At 43.4% G+C, this 15,790-nt stretch carries 14 protein-coding genes and 1 pseudogene; 12 read left to right on the top strand and 3 right to left on the bottom strand.

From position 1 onward, the window contains the following. Positions 1–56: 56 nt before the first annotated feature. A complete protein-coding gene (locus ACFFIP_RS09785) occupies positions 57–1,247 on the bottom strand; it encodes an Lnb N-terminal periplasmic domain-containing protein (protein WP_382387434.1) in 1,191 nt (396 codons plus the stop codon). Here ACFFIP_RS09785 and ACFFIP_RS09780 point away from each other — a divergent pair. The 8 genes and pseudogenes from ACFFIP_RS09780 to ACFFIP_RS09745 all read left to right on the top strand — a co-directional run bounded on the left by ACFFIP_RS09780 (position 1,246) and on the right by ACFFIP_RS09745 (position 9,722). Next, complete coding sequence (locus ACFFIP_RS09780) at positions 1,246–1,422, top strand: hypothetical protein (protein ID WP_382387433.1); 177 nt, start codon at positions 1,246–1,248, stop codon at positions 1,420–1,422. The genes ACFFIP_RS09785 and ACFFIP_RS09780 overlap by 2 nt on opposite strands. Further along, a complete protein-coding gene (locus ACFFIP_RS09775; RefSeq protein ID WP_382387432.1) occupies positions 1,394–3,613 on the top strand; it encodes a T9SS C-terminal target domain-containing protein in 2,220 nt (739 codons plus the stop codon). Before ACFFIP_RS09780 ends, ACFFIP_RS09775 begins: the two co-directional genes overlap by 29 nt. 94 nt (positions 3,614–3,707) lie before the next feature. Then, positions 3,708–5,021 (top strand): gluconate:H+ symporter, encoded by a 1,314-nt coding sequence (locus tag ACFFIP_RS09770; protein ID WP_382387431.1) that lies wholly within the window; start codon positions 3,708–3,710, stop codon positions 5,019–5,021. A 201-nt stretch (positions 5,022–5,222) separates the two neighbouring features. Further along, positions 5,223–7,658, top strand: a complete 2,436-nt coding sequence (locus tag ACFFIP_RS09765) for a M16 family metallopeptidase (protein WP_382387430.1) — start codon at positions 5,223–5,225, stop codon at positions 7,656–7,658. Continuing rightward, a pseudogene (locus tag ACFFIP_RS09760) lies at positions 7,636–7,686 on the top strand (hypothetical protein); the annotation flags it as partial. The gene ACFFIP_RS09765 and the pseudogene ACFFIP_RS09760, both read left to right, overlap by 23 nt. A gap of 39 nt (positions 7,687–7,725) precedes the next feature. Beyond that, complete coding sequence (locus ACFFIP_RS09755; protein ID WP_382387429.1) at positions 7,726–7,965, top strand: hypothetical protein; 240 nt, start codon at positions 7,726–7,728, stop codon at positions 7,963–7,965. A gap of 119 nt (positions 7,966–8,084) precedes the next feature. Then, positions 8,085–8,552, top strand: coding sequence for a RidA family protein (locus tag ACFFIP_RS09750; protein ID WP_382387428.1), 468 nt, complete (start codon positions 8,085–8,087; stop codon positions 8,550–8,552). A 63-nt stretch (positions 8,553–8,615) separates the two neighbouring features. Further along, positions 8,616–9,722, top strand: coding sequence for a dipeptidase (locus tag ACFFIP_RS09745; protein WP_382387427.1), 1,107 nt, complete (start codon positions 8,616–8,618; stop codon positions 9,720–9,722). Here the strand turns inward: ACFFIP_RS09745 and ACFFIP_RS09740 are convergent. Then, the gene (locus ACFFIP_RS09740) at positions 9,716–11,050 is read right to left on the bottom strand and encodes a GntP family permease (protein WP_382387426.1); all 1,335 of its coding nucleotides are present in this window, start codon (positions 11,048–11,050) and stop codon (positions 9,716–9,718) included. The two genes, ACFFIP_RS09745 and ACFFIP_RS09740, sit on opposite strands and share 7 nt — an antisense overlap. Positions 11,051–11,286: 236 nt before the next feature. On the opposite strand from ACFFIP_RS09740, the gene ACFFIP_RS09735 reads away from it, so the two are divergent. The 4 genes from ACFFIP_RS09735 to ACFFIP_RS09720 all read left to right on the top strand — a co-directional run bounded on the left by ACFFIP_RS09735 (position 11,287) and on the right by ACFFIP_RS09720 (position 15,364). Continuing rightward, on the top strand, positions 11,287–11,760 hold the full coding sequence (locus ACFFIP_RS09735; protein ID WP_382387425.1) for a hypothetical protein: 474 nt from the start codon (positions 11,287–11,289) through the stop codon (positions 11,758–11,760). Between the two features lie 129 nt (positions 11,761–11,889). Further along, positions 11,890–12,594 carry a 6-phosphogluconolactonase gene (locus ACFFIP_RS09730; protein ID WP_382387424.1) on the top strand — a complete coding sequence of 235 codons (705 nt, stop codon included), beginning with the start codon at positions 11,890–11,892 and terminating at the stop codon, positions 12,592–12,594. 491 nt (positions 12,595–13,085) lie between these two features. Next, complete coding sequence (locus ACFFIP_RS09725) at positions 13,086–14,537, top strand: protein adenylyltransferase SelO (RefSeq protein ID WP_382387423.1); 1,452 nt, start codon at positions 13,086–13,088, stop codon at positions 14,535–14,537. Between the two features lie 74 nt (positions 14,538–14,611). Beyond that, complete coding sequence (locus tag ACFFIP_RS09720; RefSeq protein ID WP_382387422.1) at positions 14,612–15,364, top strand: energy transducer TonB; 753 nt, start codon at positions 14,612–14,614, stop codon at positions 15,362–15,364. Between the two features lie 194 nt (positions 15,365–15,558). Here the strand turns inward: ACFFIP_RS09720 and ACFFIP_RS09715 are convergent. Next, positions 15,559–15,790 (bottom strand): helix-turn-helix domain-containing protein (locus ACFFIP_RS09715; RefSeq protein ID WP_382387421.1); only part of this gene is annotated, 232 nt, incomplete at its 5' end.

Raw genomic sequence — 15,790 nt, 5'->3', positions numbered from 1 at the left:
CTTGTTAGCATTGTATAACAAGAATCAACGGGCAAATAGTTTTCATTACCCAATCTTTATGCTTTTGGGAGTGGTTTAAATCTCTCCCAGTTGTAATACAGAAAATTGGTTCTCAATAAAATCACCAAAATCAAAGGAATTATGCTCGGATGCAGGGACTGTACGCCAAAAATCCAGAACACCAAAGCCACATTAGCCAAAACCAGGGCAAAAAGAAGGTACTTTTTCACCCAAGGTTTGATGCTTTCCCTAATAAGGGCAAAGGCCAACACCAAATGCCCAGGAAATGCCCATAGGATATTCCAATTACTTTTGGTCTGTGAATGGAAAGTAAAAAACCAAAGGAGTACAATCAGCAAGCCCAACAAACCCAAAACAGTAAAAAAGGCGATATCGAATCCTTTAAACAGTCTTTTCTTCTTAAATCCAAAAAAGGTCAGGATTATTGTGCCTATTGCAAACAGCCACCACATTACATAAGGATTGAAGAAGTCCATTTGGGATGTCCGCTCGGGAAACTCCAGGACCACATGATTCGATTTTACCAAAGGCCTTGTTGGCCCATCCCCCACTATCTGTGCTCTGGCAAATGCCGCTTCCATATAATCCGGCAAAAACTGCTTTTCCCTCTCTTTGGCATCCACATCAATCACAGCTCCCAAAGCCAGGTCAATCCCAAAATCAGCCCAAGGCAAGGGATAGACATACTCGTCAATCAAATTCCTAAAGGTTTTTTGCTCAGGGCTGGGTTCTTCATTCCAATCCAGGTTTTTCCCTAGAATAGTCTCAAATACATCCCTGATCCTTGTCGCACAATTGTCATAGAAAAAATCATATCGGTAAAACCGGTTCTCAGGCAAATAATTGACCTGGAGAAACTGCACCAATTGCCTGGCCTGTTCAGGATTCAGGTCAAGTACCTGCTCCCTCACATTTCGGTTAAAGTAATTGTACTCATACAAAAATCGCTCATAGGTCGACACACTCAGCATATAATCTAAGGTCCTTTGGGTAAACTTGACATAGAAAAAAGGGGTGTTGAAATCAAACGTCCCATAGTTGAAAACGATATCCTGATTGTTTTCCTTATCCAAAACCCTGATGGCACTATGGCCAAAAGCTGAATACAATTGATCGCCCGGATCACAGGTCAATAAACTGATCTGATAATCCTGGGCATTGGCCATAAAAATAATCGAATAAATAAACGGATAAGTGAGTATAAATTTTTTCAAAAGGGAACGCATGCAATTAATTTTAAGGATGATCAAAACTTTTTGTGGCAATGACTTTTTTGACGAAACATATCCTGCTCAGTTTCTTTCGAGCGCTACGAATTTACTGGATTCTGGCATTATTTTGCTGGATAGGAACGATAATATCCATAGAAAGCATGGCACAGATCCTTCTGGAGCCTGGTGATTTCAGGACAATCGCCTCCGGAGACTATAACAACCCGGCAATTTGGCAAACCTGGGATGGTGCAGATTGGCTGGCTGCAACTGTAAAACCGGAACGGGGAAACAACATTTTCATTGATCAAAATCATGAGGTTCGGCTCACCTTGAATGAATCCGCAAAAAACGTATACCTATTCAGTGCAGCAGGTCCCGGAAGAAAACTCAACCTTCAAAACTTTGAATTGCATGTCTATGGTGCATTACGGGGACTCAGAAAAGAAGCTGAAGTATTTTTCATCAATACCGTCACCAGTGCATTAATTGATTGGATCTATCCCGAATCCGGAAGGATTGCATTCAAGGGAACTTCCAGGATCGTCGTAGACCGGGCATCCTGGAGTGCGAATACCACCAATAGTAGATTCACGGTAGTTTTTGACCCAAATCCTGGTGAAATCCTGACAGTAAATTCAGCTTTCAAGGCCAACGCTTTTATTATCCAATCAGGAACAGTGATCCAAACAGTAAATACTATTGGCATTCCCGCCTGCTCCACTTTTTCCTTCAACAACCAAGCGATGTTCAACGGTACGGGCCCTTATGGAGATTTCATTATTGAAAACGGAGGTACCTTGATTTCCCAATGTTCAGCCCCTTTGGCGCAAATTGTGAGAAGGTCTGAAACCATTCCGGGTGCATTATTTCATGTGAAGCCCGGAGGAAATCTGATACTTTTGGGAAACAACCCTTTGATTGATGCCGCCAATTTTTTGTTTGAAGGAACAGTTCATTACAGTGCTGCGATGGGAAATCAACATTTCATTAGAACCGTTTTTCCCAGCTCTGGTGATCCTTCAATTTATCAACATCTGGTCTTTGAAAATCCCTCCATTAAAATCCTTCCTGCAAATTTCACGGTAAATGGAAATATTAACCGGTCTGCCGAATCTAATATGTTCAATTCCGGTACCCGGATCCTTTTCTCAGGAACCGGCAACCAACAGATCGTGGGATGGGAACTGAATATAGACGAGGTCGAGATCAACAAACCCTCAGGTATTTTAAACATCCATTCAGATATGCGGATCAGGGGCAATTTGACCATGATCAATGGTGAGGTGAATTTCAATGGTTTTGACCTTTACCTCAACACCGAAAACCTAGGAGAATTGCTTTACCAAGGTGGTACTTGGCTCAACCTTCACCACCTACACTATCACCATTTGCCCAATACGCTGACAGACCTTAATGCTACCTTTCCTTTTAGCGATACTTACCAAGGTGGTATAAGGAAAATCCAGTTGTTGGGAGCATCTCCGGGAGGAAATTTGAGTATCCGAAAGATTGAAATCCCAGGAGCCAATTGGGACCCTATGTTTGATGATATTGACGGTACACGAATTTTATATCAATTGAACAGCTATTTTGAGTTTTCCGGCACGTCAACCGGCACAGACGGTATAGAAATGCGCATTTCTGCAGAAAACCTGATCGTAGACCAAGTCGATGACCTTAGGGTTGTCAGCAATGGAGAAGCTGCTCCAGGGCTGCACCTCCCTGGCCTCGACCCAGCCAAGCTTTGGGCCAGGAGATCATTGGCATTTGAAGACCTGAATGGCACTACTTTTACCATTGGCAGCTTCAGGGAATTATCCATCCTACCAGTCAATTGGTTGGAGATGCAGGCAACTTGGAGGAGTGGGAAAATTCATGTTTACTGGACGACAGCCCAGGAAAAATCAAATGAAGTTTTCCATATCTTCAGATCGCTGGAGGGCTTGGATAAATTTGAAAAGATTGGGTCTGTGTATTCCAAAGGTGACCATGAGGGCGTGCAGAACTATCACTTTGACTATACCGAAAAATTATTGCACCCTAATGTATATTTCCAGATCCAACAGGTTGATCTGGATGGCACCAGCAGCTTTAGTAGGGTATTCAGACTTCAAAACTGGCAGGCACAAAGCACTGCCTACCCTACAATTTGGCCAAACCCCTATGTTTCAGGCAGGATTCAGGTCCAACTGCCCGATCATTGGGTATCCGGTCAAACCAGGCTGAAAATCTACCAAGACAATGGAGTGTCTGCCTATTCTGATCGCTATTCCCCAGAAAACCTGAACCGTGCAATCGACATGCTCCGGCCAGGCTTGATATTCCTGGAATTTGTCAATGGTAATGAAAGACATGTGATTAGGCTAATCAAAAAGTAAAACATCCAAATGACCATTTATCAAATTAAAAAGGCTAGGTAAAAGCACCTTCAGGATATTTTTATAAATTGTTTGTTGAACCCAAACTCAACCTATGACCATTCTTTTTGTCTTTGTCAGCATTATCGTTCTGATATTGTTCATCACCTGGCTAAAATTCAACCCCTTTTTGGCCTTTCTGATTTCCTCCATTTTGGCAGGTTTCCTTTTGGGAATTCCACCTGAGCAGATTGCGGGATCTGTCCAAAAAGGTATGGGAGGACTCCTGGGAGATCTGGTCATTGTCATTGTCATGGGGGCCATGCTGGGCAAATTGGTAGCCGAAAGTGGCGCAGCCCAAAGGATTTCAGATGTGCTCATGTCCATTTTTGGGGTCAAAAATGTTACTTGGGCCATGATGGTCACCGGCCTGGTAGTGGGGATTCCTTTATTCTACAATGTGGGCTTTGTACTTTTGGTGCCCTTGGTATTCACCGTATCCTATCGGTACAAGCTTCCTGCTGTTTATGTAGGGATACCTATGCTGGCAGCTTTGTCCGTTACGCATGGTTTTTTACCTCCACATCCTTCCCCTGCTGCATTGGTAGCCCAATTTGGCGCCAACATGGGATTGACTTTGGCTTATGGACTGATCATTGTCATTCCGACCATCATCATCGCAGGACCATTCTTTGCCAGATTCTTGAAAAATATTGATGCCAAACCTTTGGAAACTTTTCAGGCCAAACCGAAACCTGAAGAGGAATTACCCGGAACCTTCAACAGTTTCTTCTCTGCTTTGTTCCCGGTTTTCTTTTTGGTAGGCACTTCCATTCTCATGCTGCAGATGTCGGAGGAACACACACTATATCCATATATCAAATTTGTAGGTGATCCCGGCATGGTCATGTTGATATCCTTATTGATCGCTACCTACTCTCTGGGATTGCGCATGGATTACAAAATTCCGGACCTGATGAATATCTATGTGGAAGCCACCAAAGACATTGCCATGATTGTGTTGATCATTGCCGGTGCAGGAGCCTTGAAACAGGTATTGATGGATTCGGGCGTAAGCCAAACCATCGCCGACTCCCTTCAAGGTTGGGATGTACATCCTTTGATCCTGGCATGGAGCATTACAGCGATTATCAGGGTTTGTGTAGGTTCTGCTACTGTGGCAGGTCTCACTACTGCGGGAATTATTGCACCAATGGTCAGTGGGGGCAATGTTGATCCCAATTTACTGGTTTTGGCGATTGGAGCAGGTAGCTTGATGTTCTCCCATTTCAATGACGGTGGTTTTTGGATGTTTAAGGAATATTTCAATGTCAGCATCAAAGACACCATCAAGTCATGGTCCCTTATGGAAACGCTGGTAGCGGTAGTTGGATTGATCGGTGTGCTGATTTTGGAAATGTTCATTTGACAATTTCCAATACCAGACTTTATATAAAAACCCTTCTCTTTATAGAATAAAATCTGTTAAAAACCCTTAAAATTAACCGATTACAATAAAAAATTACCATACATACTATTGTTAAGCTGATTTTTTAAGTATATTGAACGAAGATTTTATTAATCAGAAACTGAGTTTTCTTTTTTATTCCCTCATTTAAACTAACTATTCATGAAAAGACTTTCATTAGTACTCCTGATGTTCTGGTTTTCTTTTCTGCCAAGCCAAGCACAAAGCGACGGCAGCGGCTCAAATCAGCATTTACCGGATCCGGTAAAAGTAACCACAGTGGAAGGCATTACAGAATATCAACTGGCCAATGGGCTCAGGGTATTGTTATTCCCAGACCAGACAAAAGAAACCATCACCGTCAACATTACTTACTTGGTGGGTTCCAAGCATGAGAATTATGGGGAAACAGGTATGGCCCATCTTTTGGAACACTTGGTGTTCAAAGGAACTCCCAGACATCCCAACATTCCACAGGAACTCACAGAAAGAGGCGCCAGACCAAATGGAACTACTTGGACTGACCGTACCAATTATTTTGAAACCTTCCGGGCGACTGAGGAAAACCTAAGGTGGGCCTTAGATCTCGAGGCAGATAGAATGGTCAATTCATTCATTTCCAAAGATGACCTGGAAAGTGAGATGACCGTGGTTCGAAATGAGTTTGAAGCAGGAGAAAACTCCCCTTGGAATGTACTCCGTCAACGTATCTTGGCCACCGCCTATGAATGGCACAATTACGGCAAAACTACCATTGGAGCAAGATCTGATATAGAAAATGTACCGATTGATCGCTTGCAGAATTTTTACAGGACTTATTACCAACCGGACAATGCTGTTTTGGTGGTAGCAGGAAAAATAGATGAAGATGCCACTATTGGAATGGTCAATGAATATTTCGGTCCCATTCCTAGACCGGAAAGAGAGCTTCCGAAATTCTACACCCGGGATCCTGACCAAGATGGGGAAAGAACTGTCACCGTCCGTCGAGTGGGCGATGCCCAGATTGTAGGGACGGCCTTCAAAACTGCAGCCCTTTCCCATGAAGATGCCGCGCCTTTGGAGGTACTGTCCATGGTTATGGGCGACAATCCATCAGGCAGGTTATACAAAGAACTGGTAGATTCCCAAAAGGCAAGTTATACCTATGCTTTCAACCATCAGTGGAAAGACCCGGGAATCATGATGGGTTTTGCAGAAGTACCCAATGAAAAATCTCTTGAAGAAGCCAAAATAGGCATGATCGCCGCCTTTGAAGGTGTAATTTCCAATCCCCCAACTGAACAGGAAGTCAATAGAGCCAAAAATGCCATTCTGAAAAGGATAGAACTGGCTTTCAACTCCTCTGAAAGGATCGGTTTGCAATTAAGCGAGTACATAGGTTCTGGCGACTGGAGATTGCTTTTTGTCCATAGGGACAGAATCAAAGATGTCACGGTGGAAGATGTACAAAGGGTGGCAAGGCAATATCTCAAAGAAGACAATAGAACGGTTGGTATGTTTGTCCCAGTTGACAAACCCGACAGAACCGCTATACCTGAGGCCGTCAATATTGCAGACCTTGTGCAGGATTACAAAGGTGGAGAAGGCATAGCTGCAGGGGAAGCATTTGACCCAAGCCCGGCAAACATTGACAGTCGTACTTCCACTCATGAATTGGCCAACGGGATGAAAATGGCTTTCTTGAGTAAAAAAACCAGGGGCAGTTCTGTCAATTTCAATTTCACTTTCAGGTTTGGCAATGTAGAAAACCTGAAAAACAAAGGATACATTGGAGATTACACAGCCCGACTATTGGATAAAGGAACCAGCTCAAAAACAAGAGAGGAAATCAAGGATGAATTCGACAAGCTAAAAGCCAATGTCACCTTCTACGGCAGTGCAAGCAGTCTTTCCATCTATGGCGAAACGGTAGGCGAAAATCTTCCTGAAGTCATGAACCTGATCAAGGAAATCTTGCATACAGCATCATTCCCACAAGCTGAATTGGAAAAGATGATACTCGAAAATGTAACGGATATAGAATCCCAAATGAGTGATCCAATAGCACTTGCTTCCAATCACATGACAAGACATATCAACCCATATCCTGCAGATGATCCTCGTTACGAGCAAACTTTCCAGGAAAGCATAGCCTCACACAAGGCCATGAAAATTGCTGATATCAGGGATTTCTATAAAACTTTCTATGGTGCGAATTATGGCACTTTGGGAATTGTGGGGGATTTTGAAGAGGAAAAATTACTTCCTATCCTTAGGGAAATGTTGGAAAACTGGAATAGTCAGGCCCTATACAGCAGACTGGAAGGCAAATTGAGCCAAAAAGCACCTATCAATGAGGCCATAGAGACTCCTGATAAGCCGAATGCTTTTTTCCTCACCATGCAACAGTTTGAAATGAACGATTCCCATGAGGATTATCCGGCATTGGTTTTGGGTAATTTCATGTTGGGTGGTGGTTTCCTCAACTCACGACTGGCAGTTAGAATCCGACAAAAAGAAGGCCTGAGTTATGGGGTAGGTTCAGGATTCAGCGCTGGTGCCATAGAAAGTAGCAAGTTTCCAAGGGTATGCCATTTATGCGCCAGAAAACCTTGAGAAACTGGAGGCTGCCTTCAAAGAAGAAATTCAAAAAGTTCTCGAAGAAGGTTTCACTGCCGAAGAAGTGGCCGCAGCGAAGGCCGGCTGGCTTCAGAACAGGTCAGTCAACCGCTCTCAGGACAATTACCTTGCGGGAACCCTCAACGGCAACCTCTTCTTGAAGAGAACTGTGCTTTGGGAGCAAGAACTGGAAGACAAGGTAAATGCTCTTACTCCAACACAAATCCAGGAAGCCATGAAAAAACACATTTCCTTGGATAAAATTTCGATCGTAAAAGCTGGGGAGTTCAGCAAAAACAAATAATCAAAATGAACAAAATTGAAAGGAAGGTCCCAAAAAGGCCTTCCTTTTTTTATTGCTGAAATGGAAAAATTCAGGAAAATAGCCATATTGCTATAGTTCCACATAATCAATTTCAAAACATGAAAACTGCTGAAGAAAACTTTGCCACATTGGGTCTAACCTTACCTCCTCCCCCAAAACCGCTAGGTGTATACAAACCATGCATGGTTGTTGACAACTATCTATACCTTTCCGGACATGGTACTGTCAAAGAAGACGGCACTTTGATTATAGGGCGCATAGGAGAAGACATGAATATTGAAGAAGGTAAATTGGCTGCCCAACAGGTAGGATTGGCCATGTTGGCCACCATCAAAGCCAATCTAGGCTCGTTGAATAAAGTCAAAAAGGTCATCAAAGTCCTGGGAATGGTCAATTGTACACCTGACTTTGAAAGACATCCTTATGTCATCAATGGTTGCAGTGAGCTATTTGCAGCTGTTTGGGGTACAGAAAATGGCATCGGAGTCAGAAGTGCCGTTGGCATGGGATCTCTGCCTGACAATATTCCGGTGGAAATTGAGGCACTTTTCGAATTGGATGATTAAGATCAAAATTCAATAAGATCTTTTGGTAATTAAAAATTAGTTAATTGATAATTGTAAATTTTTATGTTCACTATCGATGCCCATCTTGACCTAAGTATGAATGCCCTGGAATGGAACAGGGATCTGAGAAAATCTGTTTCTGCCATTAACCAAAGGGAACAGGGACTCACCGACAAGCCTGATAGGGCCAAGGCAACGGTATCTCTTCCGGAACTCCGCCAGGGAAATATTGGTCTTGTAGTGGCCACTCAGATTGCCCGTTTTGTTGATGAAAACAACCCTCTTCCTGGTTGGCATTCTCCTGAACAGGCATGGGCCCAGACCCAAGGTCAATTGGCCTGGTACAAAGCCATGGAAGATGCGGGAGAGATGGTGCAAATTACAAATCTGGAAAGCCTCGAAAAGCACTTACATCTTTGGCTGCATGAATTGCCCTGGAACACCAAACCCGTCGGATACATTTTATCCCTTGAAGGAGCTGATTCCCTGGTTAATCTATCTTATTTGGAAAGAGCCTATGCTAATGGCCTTAGGGCCTTAGGTCCAGCACACTATGGCCCCGGAAGGTATGCTAATGGCACTGATTCCAGCGGAAAAATGGGCAAAAATGGTCTTGAACTCCTAAAAGAGATGGAAAGGCTGAACATCATTTTGGATGCTACCCATCTTTGTGATGATGCTTTTTGGCAGGCTATGGATCATTTCAATGGGCATGTTTGGGCCAGTCATAACAATTGCAGAGCCTTGGTCAACCACAACCGTCAGTTTTCCGATGATCAGATCAAGGCACTGGTAGAAAGAGGTGCTGTTATCGGAGGCGCATTGGATGCATGGATGATGGTCCCCAATTGGGAAAGGGGAAAATCTGACCCAAAAAGCATGGAATGTAATTTGGACAAGATGATTGACCACTTAGACCATATCTGTCAGATTGCCGGCAATGCGGATCATATTGGGATCGGCTCAGATCTAGATGGGGCATTTGGAAAAGAACAATGCCCTTATGATTTGGAAACCATTGCTGACCTGCAGACCCTCCCGAATTTGTTGTCCAAAAGGGGCTATAGTCCCAAAGATGTCGAAAAAGTGATGTTCGGAAATTGGGTGAGGTTCTTAAGAAAAGCATGGAAAATATCTAAAACACCTCAAGAAGAAGCTCCCGTTCAATAAATCCCAAGCTGCACTACGAGGTAAATCAACAGCATAGCAGAAAAGGACAGGACCAACGTCCCAAGGCTTAGGGATTTATTTCCCTGTTTAGTACTCAGACCGGACAATTGGGTTACTGCCCAAAAAAAGCTGTCATTGGCATGGGATATAGCCATGGCTCCCGCACCAATTGATAAGACCACAAACACCCTCAGACCTTCCGCATCCAAACCCAGTGCCGAAAGCAAAGGCGCAACAATAGAAGCAGTCGTCACCATCGCAACTGTAGAAGAACCCTGAGCAGTTTTCAGAGCGAAAGCAATGAGGAAAGGTAATAGAATACCTGTTCCGGTATTGATAAAATAGCTGCTGACCAGATCTGCTATCCCTGAATTTTGAAGCATTTTACCAAAAACTCCACCAGCCCCTGTAATCAGGATAACAGGAGTAGCCATGACCAGTGCTTCCCCAAGCCATCCCGAAGATGCCAGCATCTGTCTGTCCAGTTTTTTAGGAAGCAAAAATGATAAGCCAACCCCAAAAGAAAGCGCAATAATCGGACTTCCGATAAATTGCAGCAATTGAATGAATGGCCCCTCTCCAAATGGTAGAGTTGGATATTTGGCAATTGAAGCAAGGATGATCAAGACCAATGGGACGATGACCGGTAAAAAAGAGGAAATGATATGTGGTTTATGCACATTTTTCAGTCCACTTTCATCAATGGCAATCTGTACCCGCAAAGGCATCTCTGATGCAATCCATCTCGCAAAGAAATAGGAAGGAATCAGTGCCAAAACACTGATGATCAGTCCCCAGAAGATTACCCCTCCCAAGTCTGCCCCCAACATCCCAGCTGTCGCAATTGGTCCCGGCGTAGGCGGCACCATACAATGGCTGGCTATGACACCTAATGCTAAAGCAACTGTAGTGACAGCATATGGAATCTTTCCTTTAAAAGACAGGACCCTATTGATAGGATTCAACATGATAAAAGTACTGTCCGCAAAAACAGGAATAGATAGCAGGTAGCCACAGACCATCATGGCCAAGGTTACAGATTTTTTCCCTATCCAGCTTAAGACCTTATCCGCAATCACCAATGCTCCCCCTGATTTTTCCAAAAAGGTACCCATGATGACACCGAGCAAAATCAACAGACCAATATTGCCCAATACCCCTCCAAAGCCATCCGATATGGATTGCAAAATCAGGTCATGGGACATGCCCGACAAGAGCCCATAAATGATTGCCGTCACAAAAAGCACCAAAAATGGATGAATCCCCAACCTAACAATCGCAAACAAGATAATGGACAGTGAAAAAAGCAGGATTAGAATTAATGTCATGGGTTTCTCAAATAGGTAGCAAAGTCTTCAAACACCTTTCTATCAAGAGAGTAAGATAAGGGAAACAGCCTAAAAAACAAAAGCGGGAAGTTTTCTCTCTAAAACCAAGGCCTATAGAAGCATAAACTAAAGTCTCTGATTTTCAGGATATCACTCCTACTTCTAGGGTTCAATTTTATCCCTAAACAGGTTTTGGCATGGTCTTGGTGATTTAGAATAAAAAAAAGGAGGTGACTATGAAAACTTTCAGAAAAATAATTGGCCTATTCTTATTTGTCAGTCTTTTATTTGTGATGGATGGCTACGCGCAAGGCCGTGGTAAAGGCAATGGAAAAAAAGGCCCACACAAGGAATACCGACACCATCCCGGCAAACACCAAGGAAGACAGCAACAGGCCTACAGGCAACAAGGTCCTCCACCTTGGGCACCGGCCCATGGCTACAGGGCAAAGCAGCATGTCTATTTCCCGGACTACCATGTATTCTATGATGCCAGAAGAAGTGGATACGTGTTTTGGAATAATGGTGCATGGGTGTTTTCAGCAGCCGTACCAGCCTTTATTGCCAATGTTGACCTGGGCAATACAAGAGTTCAGGTGATGAGCGACATTCCCCTAAATGCCCGTCCTGAAATTTATTATGAGGACTATTACCGCACTTACCCCCCTAGAAGGGTTAGCGCCAATATCAATATCCATATCCCATTTTAATCATTATTCCCACAGATATCTAATTCCCGTCAAAGCCAAATTGACGGGATTTTTTTTTTATTCTTTTCAAAAGGAAAAACTTTTGATAGTGATATTGCCGAAGCCATCTGGAATCGCTAATTTTTGGCCATGAAGATCAGCTATTTGGAAAATTACGAAGCACTCAGCAAAAAAGCTGCAGAACTGGTAAAAGATGAAGTACTCAAAAAAAGCAATTTGCTTTTTTGCGCAGCCACAGGAAACTCCCCAACTGGAATGTATGCCGAAATGGCCAAGAGCAAAGCCTTGTTCCAAAACATGACGGTGGTAAAAATGGACGAGTGGGGCATCATCCCTTTGGACCATCCCGATTCCTGTGAGAGCTACCTCAAAAAGCATCTCCTTGAACCTTTGGAAATAACAGAGAACAGGTATATCACATTCGTGACCACTTCCCATCTGATCGAAGAAGAGTGTGAAAGAATGGAAAATTTCATCCAACACCATGGCCCAATGGATATATGCATTCTAGGTTTGGGTAAAAACGGCCATATCGCTTTCAATGAACCTTCTGAGTTCCTTCAGCCAGGTTTCCACAAAGCCATCTTAGCGGAATCCACCATACAACATGACCCAGAGTTGTCCAAAGGATCCGAACCTGCATATGGTTTATGCCTGGGAATGCAGGGCATCATGCAGAGCAAAAAAATAATTTTCCTCATTACCGGAAAAGGGAAACAGGATGCCATTCAGCAAATCCTGGAAAGACAGATTTCAACACAATGTCCCGCTTCTTTCTTGTGGATGCATCCAAATGTGGAGTGCCTGATCGACATGAGCAGTCTCAGCGCCTAAAAAAACAAAAGCGGGAAACTTTCTTTCGAACGTTTCCCGCATCATAACCTGGTAAACCTTAGTTTGCCAAACTATGTCAAGCTACAGTTATCGTGAGTCATTTCAGTTTCCCGATTTAAAACTACTTTTAGCTGATATAACGGTCCATGATTGGCCGCATCGCTTGATTTTTCAAAGCATATACAGATTCCGGAATTTCAGCATTACCTGTTTAAATCGATATCTTTCGAATCAATTTTTTCCTGATCTAATCCAGCATGTCAAAGTAGTCCGAAATTTTACTTTCGCTCTCTTTTATCTCTCACTTGATACAATCAAATTTAGCTATCAAATTATTGATAACCAATAATTTGTGAAATTATTTATGAACAATTTTTCAACAGAAAATCCTACTTTTTGCACATCTTATCCACAATGTTATGATTTGAATTGGACATCATGTGAAATTTTTTTAACAGACTTGCTGTTTTTGAAACATTAACGTTCAAGATATGCCTTCAACAGTTCAGTTCAACTTTGACAATACTTACCAACATCTCCCTGCTTCCTTTTACAGTGAGGTAAAACCCGCCTTTATCCAAAACCCACAAATGGTAATGTTCAATGAAGACCTTGCCGGTTTTCTTGGCCTTCGGCTTTTGGACAAAAACCCTGAAGCTTTGGCTGCCATTTTTGCGGGCAATACCCTACCGGAAGGAGCATTCCCCTTGGCACAAGCCTATGCGGGACATCAATTTGGGAATTTCACCATGCTGGGAGATGGAAGGGCTATCTTGTTGGGTGAGCAGATTACGCCTCAAGGAGAAAGGTTTGACATACAACTGAAGGGCGCCGGACGTACTCCTTACTCCCGAAGCGGAGATGGGAAAGCCCACCTGAGTGCCATGCTCAGGGAATACCTGGTTTCGGAAGCCATGCACCACCTGGGAATTCCCACCTCAAGATCTTTGGCCGTGGTACTGACTGGAGAGCCGGTTTACAGGGAAAAAGTAAGACCAGGCGCCATCCTGACCAGAGTGGCGCAAAGCCACCTACGTGTGGGCACTTTTGAATATGCCAGAAATTTCCACGAAGGAAAATACCTCAAAGACCTGCTCCAATACAGCATTGCAAGACATTTTCCGGAATTAGAGGATTCTGATCATCAGGCCTTGGCCTTCTTTGAAGCGGTGATGAACAAGCAGCTTGAACTGATTGTCCATTGGATGCGTGTAGGTTTTATCCATGGGGTGATGAACACGGACAACATGAGCATTGCCGGGGAATCGATTGATTATGGCCCCTGTGCTTTTATGAATGTCTATAATCCTTTGACGGTTTACAGCTCTATCGACGAACAGGGAAGATATGCTTATGGCAACCAACCTTATATTGCCCATTGGAATTTGGGGAGCCTGGCATCTGCCTTACTGCCGGAAATAGCCCCAAGTACAGAGGAAGCTGTAAAAATCGCGCAGAAATCCATCAGCCACTTCCCAAAAGCCTATGAAAACAAGTGGTTGGAAATGATGGGCCACAAACTGGGCATCGAAAGCATACGCCCTACAGACAAAGCCCTGATCGATGACCTGCTCCATTGGATGCAAAAAAACGAGGCCGATTATACCAATACCTTCTTATACCTCCGAAGAAGGAAATTTCCCGAAGGAAGTATCTACCAACAGTCCGACTTCAAAGAATGGCTACATCAATGGCAGGAAAGAATTAAGGCCAATCCAGAAGTTGCCCAACAGTTGATGGACAAAAACAATCCAGCTTTTATTCCTAGAAACCATCTGGTGGAAAAGGCGCTGGAATCGGCAAGTAACCAAGGAGACATGCGGGAATTTCAGGACCTGCTCACAGTACTTCAAAATCCTTATGAAGATAGAGCGGGACTTGAGGCTTACCAAGAGGCGCCTGCCGAAGTAGACAAAGGATATAGAACATTCTGCGGCACTTGATGTTGCTTTTAAGCGAAAAGATTTTGGCTAATCCAATCTAATTGGTTAGTTTAGAAACTGATCAATTTAGGATTATGAAAAAAACCATCTTTTCGCTTGCCCTATTTTTTTGGACAAGTTTACAGCATTTTGCCCAAGAAAGGGAAATCATCCCTTTGAATGAGCACTTTTATCCCTTGAGCCTAGGGGCCGGGCTACATACTTACAACAATGTCAAGACCCTTTCAAAAGATGGAGAGGTGATGGAAAAAATTTATACCCTGGAGAATACACCCGTAGAAATCAGGAAAACCAGGTACGGAAGCCTTGATGCACCGGATCAAAAATCCAGTCAGATATCCAAATACAGTCCCACGGGTGAACTCGTATCACTTGAACTCGTTGATTCTGCCATCGGCGTAAAAGTAATCCAAGTAATGACCCCCGAAAAGTTAATCCTCGAATTGACCTGTCTTAACGATGCCTGTGAGGGAATTTTCTACCCAGATGGGGAGGAGAATGGAATTGAGGTGGACAGAGATGTCCTGAGGCCAAGCCCTACTTCCAGAGAGATTTGGCAAAAATTTATCATGAAGGAATTAAAATATCCACTGACCGCCCGTAGATTGGGAGAACAGGGTACGGTTTGGGTAGGCTTAAAAATAGATCAGGAAGGTTACCTTTTGGACAAGGCAGTCATGAATCCCAATGAAGTGCACCCCTCTTTAACCGAAGAAGTACTGAGAATTATGGACCGTTACCAAGGAGGTTTTTTCCCTGCCCAGGATTTTTCGGGAAGTACCATTGAAGCTTGGCTGTATTTGCCGGTGAGGTTTGTCTTGGGGTGATGGTAAACAAAAAAGATTCGGATTTTGAAAATGGTTGACGAGTCGCGGCTAAGAAACGTTGGGCATTTCGAAGCGATTACCTAGCTGTCAGAACAAAGGTTTGCTCGGGGAATAAACCTTTCCGGTGTCACTGGCCGCCCAATATTTTCTTAGGTGCTGTTATATGCGGTTCTTCCTTTCAAAGGAATTGGATATCAAAGTTTTATGTTCAATTCCAACCTACCCCCAAATCCAAGTTCAACAATTTTTTGTAATGTTGAAATACGTGCTTCTTTTATGTTGTTCTCTATTTTTGAAATGTAGGACTTTGTCGTTCCAACTTTTTCTGCAAGTTCTTCCTGAGTCATTCCTAATTCAATTCGTGTATCATGAATTAATGCCCCAATTTTGAAGGCTTCATAACCTGCCTCAAGTTCCTCTCGCTCT

The organism is Fontibacter flavus (assembly GCF_042432905.1).
Lineage (GTDB): Bacteria > Bacteroidota > Bacteroidia > Cytophagales > Cyclobacteriaceae > Fontibacter > Fontibacter flavus.
This window is presented reverse-complemented; position numbering and strand designations above follow the sequence as displayed.